The following is a 25,110-nucleotide window of genomic DNA, read 5'->3' as shown; positions in this document are numbered from 1 at the left end:
GTCGCTCTGCTGGAAAAAGCGTCTGCCTTTCCTGGCCGCTGCTCTCTATAATAGAGTCGATTAATAATCAGATGGATGTCAGCATATGGCGAGTATATTGGATTCAGTTGATCAACGAACCCAGCTGGTGGGCGAAAACCGCCTGGAGTTGTTGATGTTCCGCCTCGGCACCCGCCAGATGTTTGCGATCAACGTCTTCAAGGTGAGGGAGGTCGTCAAGCTGCCCCACCTCAACAAGATGCCGGGTTCCCATCACAACATCAGCGGCGTGGCCAATATCCGGGGTACCTCGATTCCGGTCATCAACCTGCGCAGCGCCATCGGCATGCGCCCCATGCCCATCGACAGCGAATCCAACCTCATCATCACCGAATACAACCGCACCATTCAGGGCTTTCTGGTGGGGCAGGTGGCCAATATCGTCAACATGACCTGGAAGGATATTCTGCCGCCGCCGCGTTCCGCCGGGCGGGCCAACTACCTGACCGCCATCACCCGGATCCCGGAGGATGGGGTCGATCAGATCGTCGAGATTATCGACGTGGAGAAGGTGCTGGCGGAGATCATCACCTATGACATCCGCATCTCGGAAGAGGTGCTGGATCGGGAGATCCTGCCCGAGATGCACGGTCGCAAGGTGCTCATCGTGGATGACTCCAGCACGGCCCGCAACCAGGTGCGTGAAACCCTGGGGCAGCTTGGCCTCGAGGTGATCGAGTGTCAGGATGGCTTGCAGGCCCTCACCCTGCTCAAGGGGTGGTGCGATGCGGGCAAGAAGGTAACCGACGAGATCCTGCTGATGATCACGGATGCGGAGATGCCGGAGATGGATGGCTATCGCCTGACCCACGAGGTGCGCAGCGATGCGCGCATGGCCGACCTCTTCATCACCCTCAACACCTCCCTGAGCGGCAACTTCAACGAAGCCATGGTCAAGAAGGTGGGGTGTGACCGCTTTATCTCCAAGTTTCAGCCCGACTTGCTGGTCGGAGTGGCGCAGGAGCGCCTGCGCCAGGTGCTGGAGCAGTAAATTTCGTGTGTCTTTGATAAAACAAACATCCCGCCCTGGCGGGATGTTTGTTTATGGGAAGAGTGACAGGTTGGAGTGGGGCTATGGCCTCAGCGCTCTAACAGAGGCTCGATGAAACGGGCCACCTTGTCGCGGATTTGCGGCTGGGCGGCTGGCGTCGGATGGATGCCATCGTTCATCATGAGTTCAGGGCGCAGCGCAATATCATCCATGAAGAAGGGGAGCAGCGGCAGTTTGTTGGCCTCGGCCAGTTCCGGGAAGATCTGCTCGAACTGGCGCAGATAGCGGACGCCATAGTTGCGCGGCAGCTGGATCTGGGTCAAGACCACGCGCGTCTGGTTGGCCTTGGCCAGGGCAATCATGTCGGCCAGGTTCTTGCGGGTGATGGCTGGCGCGAAGCCGCGCAGGCCGTCATTGCCCCCCAGCTCGATCAGCAGCCAGTCCGGCTGGTGTTCTTCCAGCAGGGCGGGCAGGCGGGCCAGTCCCCCCTGGGTCGTTTCGCCGCTGATGCTGGCGTTGATCAGGGAGTGCACAGCCCCTTCATTTTGCCACTTCTGGTTGAGCAGGGCAGGCCAGCTCTGCTGGGCCTGCATCTGATAACCGGCACTCAGGCTGTCCCCCAGCACCAGCAGGGTCTGGGCCTGAACGGATGAAATCAGGAAACAGAGGGCAAACAGAATACGCGCCATAACATCAACTCCCTTCAGTGATTGGCATTAAAAAAGGACAAGGGCCTGCACAGGGTGCCGACACCCGATGGTGGCGGTCACCAAGGCCCTGAATAAACAGGATACGAAGCATGAGTTCAACACCCATTATCGTCGTCAGGAGCCTGGGCAAATCGGTTCGCCTCGGCCAGGAAAGCCTCACCATCCTTGAAGGGATCGATCTGCAAGTCAATAGCGGCGAGACGGTGGCCCTGGTGGGGGCGTCCGGATCGGGCAAATCCACCCTGCTGGGGCTGCTGGCCGGCCTCGATCTGCCGAGCCAGGGGGAGATAGAGATCCTCGGCAAATCCCTCGGCGAGCTTGATGAGGAGGGGCGGGCGCGGCTGCGGGCCGAGCAGATCGGTTTCGTATTCCAATCCTTCCTACTGCTGCCCACCATGACAGCCCTTGAAAACGTGATGCTGCCGGCCGAGCTGCGCGGCGAGCGGGAGTGCGAGCAGAGGGCCCGCGAGCTGCTGGCGGCGGTGGGCTTGAGTGAACGGCTGCACCATCTGCCGCCCCGCCTCTCCGGTGGCGAGCAGCAGAGGGTCGCCATCGCACGAGCCTTCATGACCCGGCCCAGCCTGCTGCTGGCCGACGAGCCGACCGGCAACCTCGACAGCAAGACGGGCGAGAAGGTGATAGAGCTGTTGTTCGAGCTCAACCGCAAGCACGGCACGACTCTGGTGGTGGTGACCCACGACCACGAGCTGGCCCGGCGCTGCCAGCGCCAGATAGTGATGGCGGCCGGACGGCTGGATGGGGCAGCCGAAGGAGTGGAGGCATGAGACGATCCGGGATGGCATGCCTGCCTGTTTGGCCAGTAAATGGAGGTCAGGGGGAATGATGCAGTGGCGACTGGGATGGCGACTGCTTCGCCGGGAGGGATTCAACGGCGAGCTGCGCTGGTTTGTGCTGGCGCTGGCCCTGAGCGTGGCCTGCGTGCTGAGCGTGGCGCTGGTGGCCGATCGACTTGATGCCGGCCTCAAGGCATCGGGCCGCGACTTTATCGGGGCGGATCGGGTGCTGCGCACCGCCACAGCCATGCCGGATGGCTGGTTGCAGCAGGCCAAAAATGACGGATTGGCGGTGCAGACCACGGTCAGCTTCAACAGCATGCTGTTCCACGGCGAGGCGTTGCAGCTGGCCTCCATTCGGGCGGTGCCGGACGGTTTTCCCTTCTACGGCAAGCTGGAGTTGACCCCGCAGCGTTCTCCCGCGCCTGGGGAGATCTGGCTGTCGGCCCGGGTGATGCAGCTGCTGGCGGCCAAACCGGGGGATGAGCTGGAGGTCGGCAATACGGTGCTGAAGGTGGCCGGGCTGCTGGGTGAGGAGCCGGATCAGGGCTTCAGCCCCTTCCTGCTGGCGCCCAGGGCCCTCATTCACAGTGCCGATATCGAGGCGACCGGTGCCCTGTTGCCCGGCTCGCGCCAGCAGTGGCGCTATCTGTTCCAGGGCTCGCGGGAGTCACTGGCCCGCTACGAGCGCTGGCTGGAACCAAAACTGCAGCCGGGCCAGAAGTGGATCAAGCCGGATGACGGCGAGTCCCGGGTGGGGCGCTCGCTCGCTAATGCGGAGCGTTTCTTCCGTCTGGCCTCCTTAAGCGGCGTACTGCTGGGGGCGCTGGCCATGGGGATCGCCGTGCGCCACTTTGCCGAGCGCCAGACCAATATGGTGGCGCTGCTCAAGACCCTGGGGGCCTCCCGTGCCAGCCTGTGGCAATTGATGAGCGTGCTGCTGCTCTCCCTGACCCTGATTGGCGCCCTGCTTGGCCTGCTGGCGGGCACTGTGATGCAGTGGTTCACCTTGCAGCTGCTGGGGGAGTTGCTGCCCCCGGATCTGCCGCCTCCCTCCTGGCGCCCCTTCGCCCTCGGGGTGGCGGTCGCCTTCTTCATCACCCTGTTGCTCGCCTTCGTACCCTTCCTGCGCCTGCTCAAGGTGCCGCCCCTGCGGGTATTGCGCCGCGAGCTGGAGGCGAGCGTGCCCCCCTGGCTGGCGTTGCCGGTAGGGTTGCTCGGCCTGTTTGCCCTGGTGTGGGGCTTTACCGCCGACGTGCGTCTGGCGTTCTGGCTGGTCGGGGGCATGGGATTGCTGATGGGGTTGCTGGCGCTGCTGGCCGCCGGCTTGCTGCGGCTGGGGGCCAGGGTCAATGGCCCTCACGCCCTGCGTCTGGCACTGGCCCATCTCTCCCGCGAGCGCAGCAGCGGCCTGTTCCAGCTGGCGGGCTTTGCCCTGGCACTCATGCTGTTTGGCCTCTTGTGGGCGGCGCGCGTCGATCTGCTGGACGAGTTCTCGGCCCGTTTGCCCGCCGATGCCCCCAACCGGTTTCTGGTCAATGTGGCGGAACATGAGCGCGAGGGGATCCTGGCCGATCTGGCGGCGGCGGGCGCGGTCACTTCGGACTTCTACCCCATGGTGCGCGGTCGCCTGACCCACATCGCCGGCGAGGCGGTGGGTGAGGGTGCTGCCAGCGGCCGTGAGGGGGTCGATCGGGAGCTCAATTTCACCACTACCAGCACCCTGCCGGTCGACAACCAGCTGGTGGCGGGGCGCTGGTTTGACGGGCCCGGGGAGGTGTCGGTGGACAGTGAACTGGCCGGCAGGCTCGGCATCAAGCTGGGGGACATGCTCGGTTTCACTATTGACGGGCGCAGCTTCGGGGCCCGAGTGACCAGCCTTCGCAGCATCAAGTGGGACAACATGCGCCCCAACTTCTACATGATCTTCTCGGAGGATCTGCTCTCCTCCTTCTCCCGTACCTGGCTTGGCAGCTACCGACTGCCCACCAGTGGCCGCGCCGCCGAGGTGGAGATCATCCGCCGCCATCCCACGGTCAGCCTCATCGACGTAGATGACTTGATCGCCCGCCTGAGTCAGGTTTCCGAACAGGTGAGCCGGGCGCTGGCCCTGATGCTGGGGCTGGTGACGGTGGCGGCGTTGCTGGTGCTGCTGACCCAGACCCAGGCCAGCATGGCCCACCGGCGCCGCGAGCTGCTGCTGATGCGCACCCTGGGAGCCGGCAGCGCGCTGCTCAAGAGGATGCTGCGCTGGGAGCTGGTGGCGAGCGGCGCTCTGGCGGGGCTGTGCGCCGCCATGGTGGTGGAGCTCTGCTCCTTCGGCCTGCAGTGGTGGTGGTTCGAGGGGCAGTGGCAGTTTCACTGGGCCATCTGGCTGACCTTGCCGGCCCTGGGGGCCGTGCTGGTGACGCTGGCCGGGCAGGGGATGCGCCGTCAGCTGCTGGCGGGCACCTTGAGCGATCGCTTGCGCGGCCTGGGGCAAGGCTTGCTGTAAGCGGCGGTAGGCATATTTACAGTCAATAAAAACAACCCGGCCAATTGGCCGGGTTGTTTTTATTGGAATCTGGCGTGCTAGCGGGGAGATCTCAGCAGATTGGTGAGGGCCTGGGGGAGTTCAGGGTAAGTGAAGTGAAAACCGGCCTGCTGCAGGCGGGTGGGTAGCACGTGTTGCCCGGTCAGCAGCAGATCCGATGCCTCTCCCATCATCAGGCGCAGCAAGGTTGCGGGCACGAAAAAGAGATGGGGGCGGTGAAGGGTGTGCGCCAGAGTCTGGCTGAACTCCCTGTTGCTGACCGGATGGGGGGCTGTGCCGTTGAAGATGCCGTCGCACTCGCCGTGCTCCAGCAAAAACAGGATGGCGCGCACCAGATCCTGCACATGGATCCAGCTCATCACCTGGTTGCCGGCGCCCATGGGACCGCCGAGACCAAACCGGTAGGTGGGCAACATTTTGGGCAGGGCGCCGCCATCGGTGCCAAGCACCAGCCCGATCCGCACGATGCAGACCCGGGTCAGGCGGCTGCGGGCCTCCTGAGCCAGGGTTTCCCACTGCTGGCAGAGCTGGTGGGTGAACTCGTCGTGGGGCGTCTGACACTGCTCATCCAGCGGCGCATCGTCTTGCCTGCCATACCAGCCGATGGCGGAGGCGTTGATCAGCACTTTAGGGGGCGTGGTCGAGAGCTTGATGAGATCCACCAGCTGTTCGGTCAGCAGCCAGCGGCTGTCGCAGAGCAGCTGCTTGCGCTGCTCGCTCCAGCGCCCGGCGGCGATGGGCTCCCCCGCCAGGTTGATGACCGCATCCACGTCATTGAGATCGTCGAGCCTGTCCAGGCTGTCGAGCACCTTGATGTCGTGACCCAGCAGGGTATAGGCGCGACTGCCCTGGCGGCTCAATACCACCACCTCGTGGTTTACCTTGAGATGGGCCACCAGTCGACGGCCGATAAAGCCGGTGCCCCCCGTGATCAGAATCTTCATCGCTGCGCTCCCTAATTCGTTGTTTTCACTCTAATCAGCTCTTGGGCATTGAACAAGTGGCCGCAGGTTCATCATTCTCTGCCTGCTCTGTTACCGCAGTTGGATGCGGGCGAAAAAAAACCAGCGGATCACTCGCTGGTTTCAGGAACGTACTCGCCAGCATGGCGGCGCTATCAGAGCATGCGGGTGAGAGCGCGGCAGAGGCGTTTGACCCCCTCTTCGATGGTTGCCTCATCCACGCAGGAGAAGCTCAGGCGCAGGGTGTTCTGGATCTCGGGGCGCACGTAGAAGGGGGCGCCGGGCACGAAGGCCACTTTTTCCTTGATTGCCTCGTCAAACAGCGCCATGGCGCTGACGCTCGGCGGCAGGGTCAGCCAGAGGAACATGCCCCCTTCCGGTCGGGTGTAGCTGACGCCGGGCGGGCAGTGACGGGCCAGGGCAGCCTCCATGGCGGCGCGCTGGCGGCCATAGACCTCCTTGATCTTTTCCAGATGGGCATCCAGCGAGTTGTCGCAGAGGAAGCGGTGCAGCACCTGCTGGCTGAAGGCATTGCTGTGCAGATCGGTGGCCTGCTTGGCGATGGTCACCTTCTTGCGCAGCCAGTCCGGCACCAGCATCCAGCCGAGGCGGAAGGCCGGGACGACGGTCTTGGAGAAGGAGCCGAGCAGCACGGTATTGTTCGGCGCCAGCTTGGCGATAGGGGGCAGGTGCTCGCCCTCGAAACGCAGCTCGCCGTAGGGGTCGTCTTCCACCATCAGCAGCTCGTGGCGCACCAGCCGCTCGGCCAGCGCCTCGCGGTTGGCGCGGTTGTAGGAGACGCCGCTCGGGTTCTGGAAGTTGGGCACGCCGTAGAGCAGCTTTGCGTTGGAGCCGCTGGCCAGCAGCGCATCCAGCGCCGCCAGATCCAGCCCCTCCTCGCCGAGGGTGATGGGCTTGAAGGTGGGCTGATAGACGGAAAACGCCTGGATGGCGCCAAGATAGCCAGGCTCCTCGATGATGAGGTCTTGTCCTTCGTCGATCAGTACCTTGCCCAGCAGATCCAGCGCCTGCTGGGAGCCGCTGGTGATGAGGATGTTGTCCGGGTTGACCTGCATGCCGTGGCGGCTCAGATAGCGGTCGGCAATGTATTGGCGCAGCGGAGCGAAGCCCTCGGTGGCGGCATACTGCAGGGCGGCGGCACCCTGCTCGCGCAGCACGTCCTGGCAGGCCTGGTCGATGGCCTTGACTGGGAACAGGTGCGGGTTAGGCAGACCGCCGGCGAAGGAGATGATCTCCGGATTGGCGGCAACTTTCAGGATTTCGCGGATAAAGGAAGGCTCGACTTTTTCGAAACGCTGGGCAAAAAACGGCTGCATAGGACTCTCTCTGGCATGATGAGCGGTCACTCCATTCGACCGCCAAGTTATCCGGTTGTATCAGATTTAAAAAATGAGGCAATGGCTGTAACAATATTCGCCAAAAAAGAGCCGGTTTGGCGCCGTGGCGGCGGCCACTGCCCATGACTGCGAGACCCGCGGGCGTGGATGGAAGATTTGTTGTGCGAAACACTTGCGCCCAGTGGCTATCTTGGGATAATTCGCTCCCCTGTTTTCGCCAGGCGATGAAATAACGAGCGTCGAGCCGTCCTTGCGCTGAGCGGATCCAAGACGTATTACCCGGATTGATGAAATAACGAGACAATTATGCCTGTGACCCAAGATGTATTTAACGAAGACGGCAAGTTCATGCGCAAGATCCGCAGCTTTGTCCGTCGCGAAGGCCGCCTGACCAAAGGGCAGGAGAAGGCCCTGGAAGAACTCTGGCCGGTCATGGGTATCGATTTCGCGCCAGAGCCGCTCGATCTGGTCGCCCTGTTTGGCCGCGAAGCGCCGGTAGTGCTGGAGATCGGTTTCGGCATGGGCGCCTCCCTGGTGGAGATGGCCAAGAACGCCCCCGAGAAAAACTTCATCGGCATCGAGGTACACACCCCGGGTGTGGGGGCTTGCCTGGGTACCGCCCAGGAAGCGGGCGTCACCAATCTCAGGGTCATTTGCCACGACGCGGTCGAGGTGCTGGAGCACATGATCCCGAACGACTCTCTCGCCTGCCTGCAGCTCTTCTTCCCTGACCCCTGGCACAAGAGCCGCCACCACAAGCGCCGCATCGTGCAGCCGGCGTTCGCCCAGGCCATTCGTCAGAAGCTGGCCATCGGTGGTGTCTTCCACATGGCCACCGACTGGGAAAACTATGCCGAGCACATGCTGGAGGTGATGAGCGCCGCCGAGGGGTACGAAAACACCTCTGCCACCGGCAACTGGGTGCCGCGCCCCGACTGGCGTCCGCTGACCAAATTCGAACAACGGGGCCATCGTCTTGGTCACGGGGTTTGGGATCTGATTTTCAAACGTGTCAACTAACTAAGGAGCTATCATGGCCAATCGTAGCCGCCGCCTGCGTAAGAAACTGCGCGTCGATGAATTCCAGGAAATGGGGTTCGACATCGGTTTCAACTTCCCGGTCGGCACTGCCGAAGAGACCATCGATGCGGTAGTCGATGCGATGATCGATGAAGTGATTGAACCTCGCAAACTGGCCTTCGCCGGTTCCGGCCACCTGGCCTGGGAAGGGATGATCTGCACCCAGCAGCTCGGCAAGTGCACCGAAGAAGATCGCGCCGCCGTCAAAGCCTGGCTGGAAGCCAAGGGGATGGAAGCTGTGGTGGTCAGCGAGCTGTTTGACCTCTGGTACGGTGAACCGGCCTAATCATCTCTTGCCCATGGTGGGCAGATAGACAAATCCCGCCGCTGGCGGGATTTTTGTCAGTGGACCCGGGTTCTTCGCGGCCGTTTTAGTCATGGAATCGCTTATGGTGTTGTCATCCGAATTACTGGCCAGCATTCTGGAAGAGGTGCGCCCGCTGCTGGGGCAAGGCAAGGTAGCCGACTACATTCCCGCCCTGGCCCAGGTGCCTGCCGATCGGCTCGGTATGGCGGTCTGTACCGTGGAGGGAGAACTGTTCACCGCAGGTGATGCCTTCGAGCCCTTCTCCATCCAGAGTATCTCCAAGGCCCTGAGCCTCACGCTGGCCCTCACCCTCTATCAGGAGGAGGAGATCTGGGCCCGGGTGGGCAAGGAGCCGTCCGGTCAGCCATTCAACTCTCTGGTCCAGTTGGAATTCGAACAGGGTATTCCCCGCAACCCCTTCATCAATGCCGGTGCCCTGGTGGTGAGCGATCTGCTGGAGACCCGCCTGACCGCCCCGCGCCAGCGTACCCTGGAGCTGGCCCGTCGTCTTTCCGGCAATCCGGCCATCATGGCGGATCAGATAGTGGCCCGCTCCGAATACCAGCACTCCGCCCGCAACGCCGCCATCGCCTACCTGATGAAGGCTTATGGCAACTTCGAAAATGAAGTGGACAAGGTGCTGCAAAGCTACTTCAATGCCTGCGCGATCCGTATGAGTTGCGTCGATCTGGCGCGGGCCTTCATCTATCTGGCCAACCGGGGTGTGCCGCTCGGTGAGACGACGCCGCTGCTGCCGGCCCGTACCACCAAGCAGGTCAATGCCCTGCTTGCCACCTGCGGCCTCTATGACGAGGCCGGTGATTTTGCCTATCGGGTGGGGATGCCGGGCAAATCCGGGGTCGGCGGCGGCATTATTGCCCTCATCCCGGGTGAGTTGTGCGTCTGTGTCTGGTCGCCCGAGCTCAACAAGGCCGGCAATTCGCTGGCGGGCACGGCGGCGCTGGAGTTGCTGGCCGAGCGCCTGGGCCGCTCCATTTTTTAACCTTGTTCAATGAATCGAGAGATCATCATGAAACGATATCTTCGCTCTCTGCAGGCCGCACTGGCGACCTTGCTGCTCTGGTGTGCCTGGCCTGTCCTCGCCGCCGAATTGCCGTCGCTCACCCTGACCGATGCCAAGGCCAAGCAGGCGGTCATCCTGGATACCCGTGCCAGCTACTTCTATCAGGGGTGGCCAATGGAGGGCGAGCAGCAGGGGGGCCATGTGGCCGGGGCCGAACTCCTCTCCGCTGACTGGAAATACAGCGATGAAGAGTGGCCCAAGGCGCTTGCCGCCAAGGGGTTGAAAGCCGATCGTCCGGTCGTTCTCTACGGTGCGCCGCGCGAGGTGGCCGAAGTGGCCCGCCTGTTGCGCCAGCAGGGCATCAAGCAGCTGTTCGAGCTGCAGGATTGGCAGAGTGTCCCGCGCGAGCATCTGGTTCGCTGGCAGCAGCTGGTCTATCCGCAGTGGCTGGCCGATCTGCAGGCCGGCAAGCCGGTAGTTGCCGCGCCGAAAGGGGAGTGGAAGTTGTTCGAGGTGGATTGGGGGGCACCCAAGGCCTACCTCATCAGCCACATTCCGGGGGCGGGGTATATCGACACCAACCGGCTGGAGGAGGAGCCGCTGTGGAACAAGGTCTCTGACGAGGTGCTCAAGAAGCTGCTGCTGGAAAATGGCATCCGTCACGATACCACCGTCATCCTCTATGGTCGCAACACCATGGCGGCGGCCCGGGCGGCCCACCTGATGATGTATGCCGGAGTGGAAGACGTGCGGCTGCTGGACGGCGGCCTGGAGGCCTGGTTTGGCCAGCATCTGCGCACTGAAACCGGCCTGCCCAACACCTTTGCACCGGTCAAAGAGTTCGGAGCCACCATTCCTGTGCATCCCGAGTACCTCACCACCCTGGCCCAGGCCAAGGAGCTGCTCAAACAGCCCGATGGCGCCCTGGTCAGCGTGCGTACCTGGGACGAGTTTGTCGGCAACACCTCGGGTTACAGCTACATCAAGCCGAAAGGGGACATCCCGGGTGCCAAGTGGGGGCGTGGTGGCGTGGATGCCAACAGCATGAGCGACTTCCACAACCCGGACGGCACCATGAAACCGGCCGGCGAGATCCTCGCCATGTGGGATGAGTGGAACATAGAGCCGACCCAGCAGGCCGCCTTCTATTGCGGTACCGGCTGGCGCGCTTCCGAGGCCTTCTTCTACGCCTGGCTGATGGACTGGAAGCGGATCAGCGTCTATGACGGTGGCTGGTACGAGTGGAGCATGGATCCCAGGAATCCCACGGTGACCGGTGAGCGTCAGCCCGCCAAGTAATTGATAATCATGAAAAGGCCGGACATCTGTCCGGCTTTTTTTATCCCGGTTCGTGTCAGCGGCCACGGAACACTACACTTTTTGCGAAGAGATATCAGATCGACGTGAGGAGTGACTGATGAAACGGATATGGATAAGTCTGCTGGTGGCAGGGATGTTGGGGCAGGGGGCCATGGCCGCAGAGCGGGCCCGCTATCTGGTGCAGATCAAACCGGGTGCCAGCGACTCCGTGCTGGCTCAGAGCCGGGGGATGGGGGGCGAGCTGGCACTGGTGCTGAAGGAGCAAAATGCCCTTGCACTCTGGTTGCCGTCGACGGCAGTCACAGCCTTGGCGCGTAATCCCAACGTGCTCTGGGTTGAACCGGATGCCAAACGTTATGCCAGTGCCGAAACGCTGCCTTACGGCATTCCCATGGTGCAGGCGCCGCAGCTGAGCGATGCGGCGGCCGGGGAGGTGCTGGTATGCATCATCGACTCGGGTTACAGCGGCAATCATCCCGACTTGCCGCATGGGGCTCAGGTACAGGGCAGTGACAATGCCGGTACCGGCAGCTGGAGCAGCGACGAAAATGGCCACGGCACCCATGTGGCGGGCACCATAGCCGCAGTGGGTGGCAACGACATGGGCGTGGTCGGGGTGCTGCCGAACCAGAGCGTGCCGCTGCACATCATCAAGGTGTTTGGCGCTAATGGCTGGGCCTATACCTCCAACCTGGTGGGAGCACTCAACGCCTGCCAGCAGGCAATGTCCAGCCGTGGTTTTACCCGCATGGTCATCAATATGAGTCTGGGGGGGAGTGTCCCCAGCAAGACCGAAGAGAGAGCCTTCAACCAGGCATACAGCCAGAATGTGCTGAGCGTGGCGGCGGCAGGCAATGCCGGCAATACCAGCAAGTCCTATCCTGCCTCCTACAGCAGTGTGGTGAGCGTGGCAGCCATCGATGCCAACAAGCAGCTTGCCTATTTCTCCCAACGCAACGATCAGGTGGAGCTGGCGGCACCCGGCGTCTCGGTGATGTCGACCGTGCCGGGCGGTTACGCCTACTACAGTGGCACTTCGATGGCGACCCCCCACGTGGTCGGGGTGGCCGCTCTGGCCTGGTCGCAGCGGCTGGAGTGCAGCAACGATCAATTGCGCCAGACCTTGCGCCTCAGCGCTCAGGATCTGGGCTCGGCCGGACGGGACAACAGCTATGGCTACGGCCTGGTGCAGGCCAGGGCGGCGGCGGATCGGCTGGCGCTCGGGTGTGACGGCAGCACTAGCAGCACGGGCGGTGGCAAGCAAGGTGGACGCAAGTAGCTGATAGTTGGCTAAAATCCCTCAGGCTTGGCGATTCTGGACTAGGCTTCAAACACCGCCCTCGGTGTTGAGGGAGAACACAGGGAGATGAGACTGGTGATGAAACAACTGATGATTATCCTGGTATGTGCATTCGGGTTGGTGGCGTGCAGTTCCCAATACATCATGAGTACCAAAGACGGGAAAATGATCACCACCGACAGCAAGCCCAGGCTGGACGAGAGCACCGGCATGTATCGTTATTACGATGAAGAAGGGCGTGAGGTGATGATCAAGAAGGATGACGTCACCCAGATCATGGAGCGCTGATCGCCATCCGTGGTCCCAGGGGCTGCCCATGGGCGGCCCCTGTCATTTTCGGGCCTCTCCCCCGAAATGATTAATTCGCTCACACTTTGTTATTAGTGGATGATTTTTCAGCAATATTTATTAATCGGGTACAGCTGCCGTTATGGTTTCGCCGCTATCATGACGCTCCGTTTTATTGGAGGTGTTATGTCCCTGATGTCTGTCCTTAAATCACGTCTTTCCGTCCGAGCCCTGCTGGGGGGCGCCTTGCTGGCCGTTGCATCGAGCAGCTATGCAGGCGATGACCAATTTACCCTGGGACGGACCATACTGCTGGGGGCCGGGGATCATGGGGCGACCATCCCTTTGGTGATCTGCCGTCAGACCAAATATATCAAGGTGAAGGCCGAGCGGGATTTGACCCTGGAGCGTGTGGTGGTGACCTATGGTGGTGATCGCACCAAAACCATCTATTTTGATCGGGAAATGCGTGGCGAGAAAGAAACGGAGTGGCGCTCACTGGGTTCACGTCGCTGCGTGAAGAAAATTGAAGTCTATGGTAATTCCGAGCGTAGCAAGGCAGGCGTAAAAGTATTTGGTCGCAAGTAAACGAATACTGCCTGGATATTAATTTTCTTGTTCCGTGAATATGGCGAGCCAGATGGCTCGCCATTTTTTTATTATTTTTTCGGACGGAAGGGTTTGATGACACTTTCATCGCATTCGAGATAAGGCCCTTCCATCAGATCGATGCAGTAGGGGATGGCGGGGAAGACGGCGTCCAGGCACTCACGGATGGACTTTGGCTTGCCCGGCAAGTTGACGATCAGGGTGTCATCCCGCAAGCCGGCGGTCTGGCGGGAGAGAATGGCGGTTGGCACAAACTTGAGAGATTCGGCCCGCATCAGCTCGCCAAAGCCGGGCATCATGCGATCGCATACCGCTTCGGTGGCTTCCGGGGTGACATCTCGCTTGGCCGGGCCGGTACCGCCGGTGGTGACCACAAGGCAGCACTCCTCTTCATCCGCCAGGCGGATCAGGGTTGCCTCGATCTGATCCTGCTCATCCGGGATCACCTGGTAAACAGGCTCCCACTCCGAAGTCAGGTAGGCGTTTAGGGTGTCGATGATGGCCTTGCCGGAGAGGTCTTCATAGATGCCGGCACTGGCACGATCGCTGACAGTAACGATACCGATTTTTGCCTTGCTCATGGTCTGCTCTTGGTTGCGCTGAATAAGTGGAAAATAAAATAGCATAATCAGCAAGATAAGTTAAACGATGGTAGCTTGGGCAGCGATGCTTGATTGAAATATAAGTGTCGAATGAAGCAAAAATAATGAGGCTGGTTCGTTTGGTCGCACTAAAAGAGGAGCGGGATAATACAAAATTGTATAAGTGGAACCGAGTTCAGGATTGAATTAATAATTTATTGAAATGTATCGATAATTACAGGCTTTGCTGTCAGTTTGAGTCTTATTGTTTCTGGCAAGGCGCACTTTTGGGAGTGAACCCGGGATTGTTCAGGAGTATATAAAAACGAGAGAGGCCGATGATGAGCCGTCGTCTTTTCTCAGTCCATATTGCGGTGCATGATGGAGGGCATATTTATGGAATTGCCTGATTTCGATACCCTGAAAGAGCTTGCCGCCACTGAGCCGGCCCAACTCGAGACGATACTGCAGCAACAGATAGATGAGTTGATGGCCCGGGCGGGGCCTGAGCAGCAGCGTCGTCTGTTGGGCCTGCAATTCCAGATTGATGGCCAGCGCCGTCTGGCAAAAAACAATCTCGACAGTTGCATCCGGATTGCCAATATGATGAAAGACTCCTTTTATCTGATGCAAACCGAAATGATGCAATTCAAGGAGGAGGAGCTGCCAGATGAAAACGATAGCAGCAGCAAAATAGTCCGGCTGGCAGATTATCAATATCTTAAATAATCTCCTGTAGTTTATTTTTACCTGATTAAATCCAGCAAGCCTGACAGGAATATAGTCGGAGAGGGGATTCTGTTGTTATTTATAAGATGACTTGTAATGAAGTTGTGATTTGTGGGGAGTTATTTAATAAATAATGACGATATGTCGTTGCTGTCAATGGATGAATGGCAGCAAGAAGTAAGCTAATATGGCCAAAGTTTTAATTGCTACGACTCGAAGGGATTATGAGAAGTATCACGCCAAGGCGGGTGTTGTCGCGGGAGCAGCAGACCGAGATCACCCGCATTATCGTCAAGGTGGGGCAAATGCTGGCCCAGTTTGGCGCAGAAAGCCGCATCATAGAGCAGACCACGGTTCGGTTGGGGTTGGCGCTGGGGCTGGAGAGCGTCGAGATGGCCATCTCCTCCAGCGCTATCGTGCTTACCAGCCTCTATCAGGGAGGATGCGTCACCACCACCCGCAGAGTACGGGAGCATGGCATCAATATGCAGGTGGTGTGCGAAATCCAGCGTATCTGCATCATGGCGGAAAAAGAATTGATTGGTGCCCGAGAAGTGCGCCAACGGCTCGAGGCCATAGTGCCGTTTCACTACCATCCCTGGTTGGTGGTGCCCATGGTCGGGCTATCCTGCGGCGCGTTCAGCCTGCTGTTTGGCGGTGACTGGCCCATCTTCCTGGTCACCTGTTTCTCCTCCGCCGTGGCGATGCGGGTGCGCCAGCTGATGGCACGCCATCACCACAGCCCCTTGATCAACTTCGCCGTAACCGGCTTTATCGCGACCCTGCTCTCCTCTAGTGCCACCTTCTTCCATTGGGGTGAGCAACCCTATCTGGCCATGGCGGCCAGCGTGCTGCTGCTGGTGCCGGGCTTCCCGCTCATCAATGCGGTCTCCGATATGGTGAAGGGCTACTTCAATATGGGGCTGGCCCGCTGGGGCACAGCGACCCTGCTTACTATCAGCGCAGCCATCGGTATTATCCTGGCGATGACGGTGACCGGAATCTGGGGGTGGAAGGTATGATGGATCTGCTCTGGCTGCTGGCCAAGGATGCCTTCTGGTCGGCCATACCGGCGGTGGGTTTTGCCATGATCTTCAACGTGCCGCCGCGCATGCTCAAATATTGCGCCATGGGCGGGGCGCTGGCCCACAGCCTGCGTACCTTGCTCATCCATTACGGCATGACCATCGAATGGGCTACCCTGGCGGCGGCGACCACGGTCGGGTTTGTCTGCGTCTACTGGTCACGCCGCCTGCTGGCGCCCCGCCCCGTATTCAGCGTCGCTTCCATCATTCCAATGATCCCGGGCAGCTATGCGTTCAAGACCATGATTGCGGTGGTTGAGCTCAATATCTCGGGGGTGAGCATGGAGCTCATCCAGAGCGCGGTGGAGAACGGGTTAAAGTCTATCTTTATCGTAGGGGCCTTAAGTTTTGGGTTGGCGATCCCTTCCTTGGTCGTATATCGTAACCGGCCCATAATTTAGATGGTTTTGTGAGAGGCTGACACCATGAAGATTTCCATGATCGCCGCCATGGCCCAGGATCGGGTGATCGGCAAGGACAACCAGATGCCTTGGCATCTGCCGGCCGATCTAGCCCACTTCAAGCGGGTCACGCTCGGCAAGCCGGTACTGATGGGGCGCAAGACCTTCGAGTCCATTGGTCGCCCCTTGCCCGGGCGCCGCAATTTGATCATTAGCCGCAACGCCGCTTATACAGCTCCTGAAGGAACCGAGGTGTTTCCATCCATTGAGGCCGTGTTGGCAACGTTGGCAGAGGTGGGGGAAGTGGACGAGCTGATGGTGATCGGTGGTGGTCACCTCTATGGCCAGCTGCTGGCCAAGGCCGATTGCCTCTATCTGACCCGCATCGAGCTGGCGGTGGAGGGGGATACCCGCTTTCCTGCGTTTGATGACGGCCAGTGGCAGCTTGTTGAAAGCGAAGCCTATCCCGCCGACGAGAAGAACCCGCATCCCTATCGTTTCGAGACCTGGCAGCGCTGCTGAACCTCATTGCATCATCGTTGAAGCCAAAAAGCCCCTGGTGCCGTACAAGGGGCTTTTTCTTGCTATGAAGCTTCTGTCTGGCAGACAAGATCTCTGCCATTGCTGCACCAAACCGCGCTACTTCATTCGCTCCTTTTTCGGCTTGATATCGTTAGGGTTGTAATGATTTTCACAGCTCTGATGACTGTTCGGGAGCGTGTCCCGGCGCCACCACCGAACAGCCTGATCTTTCTCCCGCTCTTCATGACTTGTCAAAACGCAACAATGATGAGTTACCTGACCAAATAATTCATGCCGGCATGACCCATGCTTTTTTGACGCTCAAGCTTTCCTGTTTTTCATCCCGGCTATGGCGTCGCCAACCTTGTTAATACGGGTGATTCTGAACCTGCTGACGACTCCCATTTTCTTGCCAGCGTTCCCTCTGTCACTGACTGTTCAATAAAAATATCAATTATTTAAATGGCGAAGCATTTTTCATCCTGTCATCTGAATAATGTTCAACTTAATGTATTTTTATTGTTCAAATAAACCCTTTTCAATCAATGAATTGGCTGATTCCGTTCTTTTCTAGTGGCATATAAACCTTTTTTTCTAGATATAAATTGCTTAGTGTTAAAAGTAATTGGCTCGCGTTCGGCAGGCAAATTGTCAAGATGCCGACCATGAAAAAAGGACAGTATGACAGTCAAAATCGAAGTCAAATCACTCTATAAAATCTTCGGAGAACAGCCGGAAAAGGCGTTCAAATTACTGGCGAAAGGGCACGACCGCGCCAGCATTCTAAAAAAAACCGGACAGACCCTGGGTGTGCAGGGGGTCGATCTGGCCATCCACGAGGGGGAGATCTTCGTCGTGATGGGCTTGTCCGGCTCGGGTAAATCTACTCTGGTGCGGCTCTTCAACCGGCTGATCGAGCCGACCCGTGGTCAGGTACTGATCGATGGTGAAGACATTGCCACCATCTCGGACAGAGAACTGCGTCAGGTGCGGCGCAAGAAGATCAGCATGGTGTTTCAGTCTTTTGCTCTTATGCCTCATCTGACCGTGCTGGAAAATACCGCCTTTGGCCTGGAGCTGGCTGGCGTGCCGCTTCTCGAGCGCCAGCAAAGTGCCCGTCAGGCTCTCGATCAGGTGGGGCTGGGGCCCTGGATGAATGCCTTCCCCGACGCCCTCTCCGGTGGCATGAAGCAGCGGGTTGGCCTGGCCCGGGCACTGGCCAATGACCCCGACATTCTATTGATGGATGAGGCCTTCTCCGCGCTGGATCCGCTGATCCGCACCGAGATGCAGGATGAGTTGCTCAAGCTGCAGGCCAGTCATCAACGCACCATCGTCTTCATCTCTCACGATCTGGACGAGGCGATGCGCATCGGTGATCGCATCGCCATCATGCAGGATGGGCAGGTGATCCAGGTCGGGACGCCCGACGAGATCCTGAGTCAGCCTGCCAACGACTATGTGCGTGCCTTCTTTCGCGGCGTGGACCTGGCCAACGTGTTCAGTGCCCGCGATATCGTCAGCCGCAAGCAGATGCCACTTATCAAGAAGCACACCACGGACGGGCCGGCCAACGCCCTGCGCCAACTCAAGCAGCAGGATCGTGAGTTTGGTTATGTGGTTGATCGTGCTCGTCGTTTTGTGGGCGTTGTCTCTCTCGCATCGCTGGCGCGCACTGTGGATAGCAAGGGTAGCCTGGAACAGGCCTTGCTGGATGAGGTGGTGCCGCTATTGGCCGATACCCCGCTGCATGAGCTGATCAGCCAGGTAGCGGCGGCTCCCTGCCAGGTGCCGGTTATTGAGGAAGATGGTACTTACCTGGGCCTCATTTCAAAGGCGAATCTACTCAACACCCTGGACAGGAGTACCCCGGCATGAAGCAATTATTCTCCCTCTGCCTGGCACTCCTGTTGCTGGCAAGCTACCCCGCATGGGCTGAAGAGGCGACGGCCAATCATCAAGATGATGCGGTCAGCAGTGAGACTAAGGACGCGGCCGAGGATCCCTGGGGCAGTTCAACCGAGACGGCGGTGGCCAGCAATGACTGGCAGGCCGAGCTTGCTGCGAAAGCGGAAGAGCCGGCTTTCGACCCCCTGGATCCTTTCCAGCATGCCTGGGTGCCACTCGATAGCTGGGTCGAACAGGGCATTGGCGTGCTGGTGAGCAACTTCAGACCCCTGTTCCAGATCATACGTGCACCCGTCGAAGTGACACTCAATGCGCTGACCAGTGCGCTGCAGAGCATTCCTTCTTCCATCATGGTGGTGCTATTGACCCTGGTTGCCTGGCAACTGGTCAGTGGGCGGATGGCGTTGGGGACGTTGGTCTCGCTGATCGGCATAGGTCTTATCGGTGCCTGGGCTGATGCCATGGTGACCCTGTCGCTGGTGCTGACTTCACTCTTCTTCTGCATCCTGATTGGCTTGCCAGCCGGTATTCTGCTGGCCCGTAGCGAGAAAGCAACCACCTGGACCCGGCCGTTGCTGGATGCCATGCAGACGACCCCGGCCTTTGTCTATCTCATCCCCATCGTCATGTTGTTTGGCATAGGGAATGTGCCCGGGGTGGTGGTGACCATCATCTTTGCATTGCCGCCCATGATCAGACTGACCATCCTCGGCATTCGTCAGGTACCGGAGGATCTCATCGAGGCCGGTAATTCATTTGGTGCCAGCCCCTCCCAGCTGCTGTTCAAGGTGCAGCTGCCGCTCGCCATGCCCACCATCATGGCCGGGGTCAATCAGTCGCTGATGCTTTCCCTCTCCATGGTGGTGATCGCCTCCATGATAGCCGTGGGGGGGCTTGGCCAGATGGTATTGCGCGGTATCGGTCGTCTCGACATGGGGATGGCCTCGGTAGGGGGGCTTGGCATTGTGTTGCTGGCCATAGTGCTGGATCGCATGACCCAGGCGATGGGCCAGTCCAAATCAGGGCATGTCGGCCGCTGGTATCGGCGTGGTCCCATTGCCCTGTTGCTTGCCCCGTTCGAACATCGCCACAAGACTCACACCAAAGGAGGACAAGTATGAAAGCCATTACCCAAGGAATGACGCTGGGGTGCCTGCTGCTGAGCACGGCCGCCATGGCCGGTGTAACGGTTCAACCCATCCAGAGTACGTTGCCGGAGGAAGCCTTTCAGACCCTGCTGGTGAGCAAGCTGCTGGGTGAGCTGGGTTATGATGTCAAACCAGCCAAAGAGGCGGACTACAACGTAGGATATGCCTCGGTCGCCAGTGGCGATGCCACTTTTCTCGCTTTCAACTGGGATCCGCTCCATAAGGACAAGTATGAAAAGGCCGGGGGCGATACCAGGTTCTACCGCAAGGGTACCTATGTGACCGGGGCGGCCCAGGGTTATCTCATCGACAAGGCCACTGCCGACAAATACGGCATCACCAACATAGCCCAGTTGAAGGATCCCAAGCTGGCTGCCTTGTTTGACAGCGATGGCGATGGCAAGGCAGATCTGGCCGGCTGCAATCCGGGTTGGGGCTGCGAGATGGTGATCAATCATCAGCTCAAGACATACGGTCTGGCGCAGACAGTGACGCATCAACAGGGCAATTATGCGGCCATCATTGCCGACACCATTACCCGCTTCAAGGAACAAAAACCCGTGCTCTACTACACCTGGACCCCGTACTGGGTGAGTGGTGAGCTGGTGCCCGGCAAGGATGTGGTATGGCTGGAAGTGCCTTATACCGCCTTGCCAGAGGGACGTGAGGGGGATACCCAATTGGCGAATGGCAAAAACTATGGCTTTGAAATGAATACCATGCACATAGTGGCCAACAAGGGGTTTGCCGAGGCCAACCCCTCTGCCGCCAAGCTGTTTGCCGAGATGAAGCTGCCCATCAATGACATCAACGTACAAAATGGGCTGATGAAGCAGGGTCAGAACAAGCCGGCGGATATCGAGCGTCACGCAGATGCCTGGCTCAAGGGGCACAAGGATTTGGTCAACGACTGGCTGACTCGGGCTCGCGCCGCGAAGTAAGCGGGGGCAGGGAACAAGAAAATGCAGCCATACCACTCAGGCATCCAAGTTCTTTGAGTGTCACTTATAAAAGCGCCCGGCAGTTGCCGGGCGCTTTTTGTGGTCGGAATGGTGCGTTGTCGGACGGGATCAGATGCCTGAACCGTCGCTCTCGCCGCTCTCCTCGTGCAGGCCGCATTCACGCTTGAGGCCGAAGAAGCGGGTCTGCTCCTCGCTCATGCCGGGCTCCCACTTGGTGGTTGTGTGCACGTCGCCGACCGAGAGGTAACCTTGCTCCCACAGGGGGTGGTAGGGGAGGTCAAACTCCTTGAAGTAGTAGAAGACGTCCTTGTTGCTCCAGTCGATCACCGGCAGGAACTTGAAGCGACCGCGCTGGATCGCCAGCACTGGCAGCTTGCCCCGGCTGCCGGACTGCTCACGGCGCAGGCCCGAGAACCAGGTGCGGGCACCCAGCTCGTTCAGGGCGCGGTCCATAGGCTCGACCTTGTTGAGCTGGTTGTAGCGGGTGATCCCCTCCCCCCCCAGCTCCCACAGGAGGCCGAAGCGGGCCTCCTGCCAGGCCGGACTGAGCTTGGCCCGGTAGATCTTGAGGTTGAGGGTGAGCCGCTCGGTCAGCTCGTCGATGAAGCGGTAGGTCTCGGGAAAGAGATAACCGGTATCGGTCAGCACCACCGGCACGTCGGCCCGCTCGCGGCTTACCAGGTGCAGCATCAGTGCAGCCTGGATGCCGAAGCTCGACGACAGCACGTGCTCCCCCGGCAGGTTGGCCAGGGCCCAGCGCACCCGCTCGGGGGCGCTCATGGCATCCAGCGCCTGGTTGAGGGGGGCCAGCGCTTCAACCTGCTCCTCGCGACTCAAGGCCAGCAGGGCGTCGAGGTCGAGCCGGCCGTCGGCGGTGCGCGCCAGCCGGGCTGTATCAGTCTGTTCAGGCTGCATAGAAGTCCCTCGCGGAGTCGATGACCGGGGCTATGATCCCGGCGCGAATGACGAAGTCGCCGAAGCACTCGCCCGGGTTGCGATCCTTGGCCCAACGGCCGATCAGGGCGTCCAGCTCGGCCAGGATCTGCGGCTCGGTGATGTTCTCCTGATAGAGGCGCGGGATGCGGGTCCCCTCCAGGTTGCCACCCAGATGCAGGTTGTAGCGGCCGGGTGCCTTGCCCACCAGACCCACCTCCGCCAGCATGGCGCGGCCGCAGCCGTTGGGGCAGCCGGTGACTCGGAAGATGATGGCGTCATCGGCGAGATCGTGCTTGGCCAGCAGCCCCTCGATGTCGGTGACAAACGCCGGCAGCATACGCTCGGCCTCGGCCATCGCCAGTGGGCAGGTGGGCAGTGCCACGCAGGCCATGGACTGCTTGCGCTGCTCACTCACGCCGTCATCCAGCAGGCCGTACTGGCGCGCCAGCGCCTCGATGCGGGCCTTCTCGCTGGCGGGAACCCCGGCGATGATCAGGTTCTGGTTGGCGGTCAGGCGAAAATCCCCCTGATGCACCTTGGCGATCTCCAGCATGCCGGTTTTGAGGGGTTTGCCCGGGAAGTCCAGCAGGCGGCCGTTCTCGATGAACAGGGTCAGGTGGTGCTTGCCGTCGATCCCCTCGACCCAGCCGAAGCGATCGCCACGGCTGGTGAATTCGTAGGGGCGAACCGGTCCGAACTGGATGCCGGCACGGCTCTCCACCTCGGCCTTGAAGGCCTCGACCCCCACCCGCTCCAGGGTGTACTTGGTCTTGGCGTTCTTGCGGTTGACCCGGTTGCCCCAGTCGCGCTGGGTGCTGACCACGGCGGCCGCCACCTCCAGCACGTGGGAGAGCGGCACGAAACCGAAGTCGCTCGCCTTGCGCGGATAGGTGGTAGTGTCACCGTGAGTCATGGCCAGACCCCCGCCCACCAGCACGTTGAAGCCCACCAGCTTGCCACCTTCGGCGATGGCCACGAAGTTGAGATCGTTGGCGTGGATGTCCACGTCGTTGTGGGGGGGGATCACCACGGTGGTCTTGAATTTGCGCGGCAGGTAGTTGGAACCCAGGATCGGCTCCTCGTCACCCCCCAGCTTCTCGCCGTCCAGCCAGATCTCCACGTAGGCGCGGGTCTTGGGCAGCAGGTGCTCGGAGATTTTCTTGGCCCACTCGTAGGCCTCCTGGTGCAGCTCGGACTCCACCGGGTTGCTGGTGCACAGCACGTTGCGGTTCACGTCGCCGGCGGTGGCGATGGAATCGATGCCGGTGCTGTTGAGGGTCTGGTGCATCAGCTTGATGTCGCGCTTCAGTACCCCGTGGAACTGGAAGGTCTGGCGGGTGGTCAGGCGGATGCTGCCGTACAGGCTGTGTTCCTCGGCGAACTTGTCGATCACCAGCCACTGGGCCGGGGTGATGATGCCGCCGGGCAGACGGGCGCGCAGCATGACGTTGTGCAGCGGCTCCAGCTTCTGGGCGGCGCGCTCGGGGCGAATGTCGCGGTCATCCTGCTGATACATGCCGTGAAAGCGGATCAGCTGGAAGTTGTCGCCGTTGAAGCCGCCGGTGAGCGGGTCCTTGAGATCCTGCTCTATGGTGCCGCGCAGAAAGTTGCTCTCGCGTTTCAGACGTTCGTTGTCGGCCAGCGGTCCTTCCACCGGTCCTGCTTTTTGGTGAGAGAGAGGTTGTTTGCTCATCAATAGACATCCCTTTGATAACGTTTGGCACGACGCAATTCGCTCAGATACTCTTCTGCTTCCTCACGGCTCTTCTGGCCATGTTCGGCAATCACATCCAGCAGGGCTTCCTGCACATCCTTCGCCATGTGGTTGGCGTCGCCGCACACATAGAAGTGAGCGCCTGCTTCCAGCCACTGGTAGAGCTCGAGCCCTGCCTCGCGCAGGCGGTCCTGCACATAAATCTTGTTGGCCTGATCCCGGCTGAAGGCCAGGGAGATCTTCGACAGCAGGCCCGACTTCACATAACGCTGCCACTCCACCTGATAGAGGAAATCCTGGGTAAAGTGCGGATTGCCGAAGAAGAGCCAGTTCTTGCCGTCGGCCCCTTGCGCTTCCCGCTCCTGCAAGAAGGCGCGGAAGGGGGAGATGCCGGTGCCCGGGCCCACCATGATGACGGGGGTATCGGGGTTAGCAGGCAAGCGGAAGTTGTCGTTGTGCTCCACGAATACCCGCACCTCGGCATCTTCCGGCAGGCGGTCCGCCAGATAGGAGGAGGCGGCGCCGCTACGCACTGTGCCGTCTTCCTGCGGGTAGCGCACCACGCCGACGGTCAGGTGCACCTCTTCCTCCACCTCGCTCTGGCTGGAAGCGATGGAGTAGAGGCGCGGAGTGAGCGGGCGCAGCAGGCCCAGCAGCTGTTCGGCTGTGAGCGCGGTCGGGAAGCGCTTGAGCACATCCACTACCTGGGCGCTGGCCACCAGCGCGTTGACCTGGGCCTTGTCACCGGCCAGATCCTTGAGCGCCGCGTTGTCCGAGATCTCTGCCAAGCCGGTGATAAAGCCGCCGTGCAAGCGAGTCAGCTCCAGCTCGCGGCTGAGCACCTCGCGCAGGCTGCCGCGGGCGGTGGCCTCGTCGCCGGAGAGATGAGCCAGCGCCAAGACCTCACCGACCAGGTCGGCATCGTTGTCAAACCAGATGCCCAGCGCATCCCCCGGCTGGTAGCGGATGCCGGACTCTTCGAGGCTGATCTCGATATGGCGGATATCCTTGGTCGAGTCGCGGCCGGTGATCTTCTGGTTGACCGAGAGCCTGGCCGGGAAGGGGTTCTCCTTGCTGTACTGGCTGTGGCCGACCGCCTGTTGGACCGCGCTGGCCACGCTGCTGCCGGCAGGGCCGGCAGAGAGGGTGGCGGCGATGGCGTTGAGCGCCTGTTCGCCCCATGCCTTGGCGGCATCCTGATAATCCACGTCCAGGCTGGCGAGTTCATGCACCCGATCGGCGCCGGCCTTGGTCAGCAGGCTGTCAAAGTCCTTGCCGGTCTGGCAGAAAAATTCATAGGAACTGTCACCCAGCCCCAGCACGGCGAACTTGAGCCCTTCCAGCTTGCCGACCTTGCCCTTCTTGAGCTGCTCGTACAGATCGACCGCGCTCTCCGGCGGTTCACCCTCCCCGTAAGTGCTCACTACCACCAGCAGGTGGGTCTCTTTCTTGAGCTGCTTGGGTTTGTAGTCCGCCATGGAGGTGAGGGTCACCGGCAGGCCACGGGCTTCGGCCTGCGCCTTGATGGCGCTGGCCACGCCCTTGGCGTTGCCGGTCTGGGAGCCGTAGAGAATGGTCAGGCTGCCGCTGGGGGTGGCGGCTGCTGCCCCGGTCACGGCAGGCTGGCTGCCCGCCTGGGAGAGACCGTAGAGATAACCGCTCACCCAGGCCAGTTGCTGGGTATTGAGGGTCGATAGCGCCTGGCTCAGTTGTCGCTGCTGCTCGTCAGAGAGGGGAGTCAGGTTGGTCAGGGAGTCCTTCAATTGCATCACACACGTCTTCCATGGTCTGATTTTTGGTCAGGTTAAG

General features: G+C 60.3%; 24 protein-coding genes. 17 read left to right on the top strand and 7 right to left on the bottom strand.

Annotated features, from left to right (window positions below; genetic code table 11):
* Window positions 1–85 precede the first annotated feature (85 nt).
* The gene (locus tag ACB034_RS13950) at window positions 86–1,030 is read left to right on the top strand and encodes a chemotaxis protein CheV (RefSeq protein ID WP_042025772.1); all 945 of its coding nucleotides are present in this window, start codon (window positions 86–88) and stop codon (window positions 1,028–1,030) included.
* Between the two features lie 89 nt (window positions 1,031–1,119).
* On the opposite strand, the gene ACB034_RS13945 is transcribed toward ACB034_RS13950, so the two are convergent.
* Window positions 1,120–1,719: an arylesterase gene (locus ACB034_RS13945; RefSeq protein ID WP_342017560.1), complete on the bottom strand. Its 600-nt coding sequence runs from the start codon at window positions 1,717–1,719 to the stop codon at window positions 1,120–1,122.
* Window positions 1,720–1,829: 110 nt separating this feature from the next.
* Here ACB034_RS13945 and ACB034_RS13940 point away from each other — a divergent pair, with 110 nt between their 5' ends.
* Entirely contained in the window at window positions 1,830–2,525 is a 696-nt protein-coding gene (locus ACB034_RS13940) for an ABC transporter ATP-binding protein (protein ID WP_042025769.1), read from the top strand.
* Between the two features lie 55 nt (window positions 2,526–2,580).
* Complete coding sequence (locus ACB034_RS13935) at window positions 2,581–5,028, top strand: ABC transporter permease (RefSeq protein WP_371173065.1); 2,448 nt, start codon at window positions 2,581–2,583, stop codon at window positions 5,026–5,028.
* 77 nt (window positions 5,029–5,105) lie between these two features.
* Here the strand turns inward: ACB034_RS13935 and ACB034_RS13930 are convergent, their stop codons facing one another.
* The gene (locus ACB034_RS13930; RefSeq protein WP_371173064.1) at window positions 5,106–6,011 is read right to left on the bottom strand and encodes a TIGR01777 family oxidoreductase; all 906 of its coding nucleotides are present in this window, start codon (window positions 6,009–6,011) and stop codon (window positions 5,106–5,108) included.
* Between the two features lie 173 nt (window positions 6,012–6,184).
* Entirely contained in the window at window positions 6,185–7,366 is a 1,182-nt protein-coding gene (locus ACB034_RS13925; RefSeq protein ID WP_371173063.1) for a PLP-dependent aminotransferase family protein, read from the bottom strand.
* Window positions 7,367–7,693: 327 nt separating this feature from the next.
* On the opposite strand from ACB034_RS13925, the gene trmB reads away from it, so the two are divergent.
* The 7 genes from trmB to ACB034_RS13890 all read left to right on the top strand — a co-directional run bounded on the left by trmB (window position 7,694) and on the right by ACB034_RS13890 (window position 13,294).
* The gene (gene trmB, locus ACB034_RS13920) at window positions 7,694–8,407 is read left to right on the top strand and encodes a tRNA (guanosine(46)-N7)-methyltransferase TrmB (protein ID WP_371173062.1); all 714 of its coding nucleotides are present in this window, start codon (window positions 7,694–7,696) and stop codon (window positions 8,405–8,407) included.
* Window positions 8,408–8,420: 13 nt separating this feature from the next.
* Window positions 8,421–8,753, top strand: coding sequence for a YggL family protein (locus ACB034_RS13915; RefSeq protein WP_042025764.1), 333 nt, complete (start codon window positions 8,421–8,423; stop codon window positions 8,751–8,753).
* Between the two features lie 103 nt (window positions 8,754–8,856).
* The gene (gene glsB, locus ACB034_RS13910) at window positions 8,857–9,777 is read left to right on the top strand and encodes a glutaminase B (protein WP_042025762.1); all 921 of its coding nucleotides are present in this window, start codon (window positions 8,857–8,859) and stop codon (window positions 9,775–9,777) included.
* A gap of 27 nt (window positions 9,778–9,804) precedes the next feature.
* Window positions 9,805–11,097, top strand: coding sequence for a rhodanese-like domain-containing protein (locus tag ACB034_RS13905; RefSeq protein WP_371173061.1), 1,293 nt, complete (start codon window positions 9,805–9,807; stop codon window positions 11,095–11,097).
* A 118-nt stretch (window positions 11,098–11,215) separates the two neighbouring features.
* Complete coding sequence (locus ACB034_RS13900; RefSeq protein WP_371173060.1) at window positions 11,216–12,397, top strand: S8 family peptidase; 1,182 nt, start codon at window positions 11,216–11,218, stop codon at window positions 12,395–12,397.
* Between the two features lie 99 nt (window positions 12,398–12,496).
* Window positions 12,497–12,706: a YgdI/YgdR family lipoprotein gene (locus ACB034_RS13895; protein WP_026456840.1), complete on the top strand. Its 210-nt coding sequence runs from the start codon at window positions 12,497–12,499 to the stop codon at window positions 12,704–12,706.
* Window positions 12,707–12,892: 186 nt separating this feature from the next.
* Window positions 12,893–13,294 carry a DUF2541 family protein gene (locus ACB034_RS13890; RefSeq protein WP_061475635.1) on the top strand — a complete coding sequence of 134 codons (402 nt, stop codon included), beginning with the start codon at window positions 12,893–12,895 and terminating at the stop codon, window positions 13,292–13,294.
* A gap of 71 nt (window positions 13,295–13,365) precedes the next feature.
* On the opposite strand, the gene mog is transcribed toward ACB034_RS13890, so the two are convergent.
* Window positions 13,366–13,896, bottom strand: coding sequence for a molybdopterin adenylyltransferase (gene mog, locus ACB034_RS13885; protein ID WP_061475634.1), 531 nt, complete (start codon window positions 13,894–13,896; stop codon window positions 13,366–13,368).
* Window positions 13,897–14,292: 396 nt separating this feature from the next.
* Between mog and ACB034_RS13880 the strand changes: the two genes are divergently transcribed.
* The 7 genes from ACB034_RS13880 (at window position 14,293) to proX (ending at window position 20,630) form a co-directional block, all read left to right on the top strand.
* The gene (locus ACB034_RS13880; protein ID WP_026458495.1) at window positions 14,293–14,625 is read left to right on the top strand and encodes a DUF3135 domain-containing protein; all 333 of its coding nucleotides are present in this window, start codon (window positions 14,293–14,295) and stop codon (window positions 14,623–14,625) included.
* A gap of 224 nt (window positions 14,626–14,849) precedes the next feature.
* Window positions 14,850–15,647, top strand: coding sequence for a threonine/serine exporter family protein (locus ACB034_RS13875; RefSeq protein WP_042025757.1), 798 nt, complete (start codon window positions 14,850–14,852; stop codon window positions 15,645–15,647).
* Window positions 15,644–16,111: a threonine/serine exporter family protein gene (locus tag ACB034_RS13870; protein ID WP_026456638.1), complete on the top strand. Its 468-nt coding sequence runs from the start codon at window positions 15,644–15,646 to the stop codon at window positions 16,109–16,111. The genes ACB034_RS13875 and ACB034_RS13870 overlap by 4 nt, the downstream gene beginning before the upstream one ends.
* Before the next feature lie 24 nt (window positions 16,112–16,135).
* Window positions 16,136–16,633 carry a type 3 dihydrofolate reductase gene (gene folA, locus ACB034_RS13865; RefSeq protein ID WP_371143469.1) on the top strand — a complete coding sequence of 166 codons (498 nt, stop codon included), beginning with the start codon at window positions 16,136–16,138 and terminating at the stop codon, window positions 16,631–16,633.
* Window positions 16,634–17,314: 681 nt separating this feature from the next.
* On the top strand, window positions 17,315–18,511 hold the full coding sequence (gene proV / locus ACB034_RS13860; RefSeq protein WP_371173059.1) for a glycine betaine/L-proline ABC transporter ATP-binding protein ProV: 1,197 nt from the start codon (window positions 17,315–17,317) through the stop codon (window positions 18,509–18,511).
* Window positions 18,508–19,662, top strand: a complete 1,155-nt coding sequence (gene proW / locus ACB034_RS13855) for a glycine betaine/L-proline ABC transporter permease ProW (RefSeq protein ID WP_371173058.1) — start codon at window positions 18,508–18,510, stop codon at window positions 19,660–19,662. The genes proV and proW overlap by 4 nt, the downstream gene beginning before the upstream one ends.
* Window positions 19,659–20,630, top strand: a complete 972-nt coding sequence (proX, locus tag ACB034_RS13850; RefSeq protein ID WP_342013484.1) for a glycine betaine/L-proline ABC transporter substrate-binding protein ProX — start codon at window positions 19,659–19,661, stop codon at window positions 20,628–20,630. Before proW ends, proX begins: the two co-directional genes overlap by 4 nt.
* A gap of 129 nt (window positions 20,631–20,759) precedes the next feature.
* On the opposite strand, the gene ACB034_RS13845 is transcribed toward proX, so the two are convergent.
* From ACB034_RS13845 to ACB034_RS13835, 3 genes are read right to left on the bottom strand one after another with little or no spacing between them, the layout of a single operon-like run.
* The gene (locus tag ACB034_RS13845; RefSeq protein WP_371173057.1) at window positions 20,760–21,566 is read right to left on the bottom strand and encodes a phosphoadenylyl-sulfate reductase; all 807 of its coding nucleotides are present in this window, start codon (window positions 21,564–21,566) and stop codon (window positions 20,760–20,762) included.
* Window positions 21,556–23,280, bottom strand: coding sequence for an assimilatory sulfite reductase (NADPH) hemoprotein subunit (gene cysI, locus ACB034_RS13840; protein WP_371173056.1), 1,725 nt, complete (start codon window positions 23,278–23,280; stop codon window positions 21,556–21,558). The genes ACB034_RS13845 and cysI overlap by 11 nt, the downstream gene beginning before the upstream one ends.
* A complete protein-coding gene (locus ACB034_RS13835; protein WP_371173077.1) occupies window positions 23,280–25,070 on the bottom strand; it encodes an assimilatory sulfite reductase (NADPH) flavoprotein subunit in 1,791 nt (596 codons plus the stop codon). Before ACB034_RS13835 ends, cysI begins: the two co-directional genes overlap by 1 nt.
* Window positions 25,071–25,110: the final 40 nt, after the last annotated feature.

Origin of the sequence: Aeromonas sp. S18(2024) (assembly GCF_041402525.1) — a bacterium.
In the GTDB taxonomy this organism is placed as follows: domain Bacteria; phylum Pseudomonadota; class Gammaproteobacteria; order Enterobacterales; family Aeromonadaceae; genus Aeromonas; species Aeromonas enteropelogenes.
Note: the sequence above shows the minus strand (reverse complement) of the source record. Positions and strands in the feature narration are given on the sequence as shown.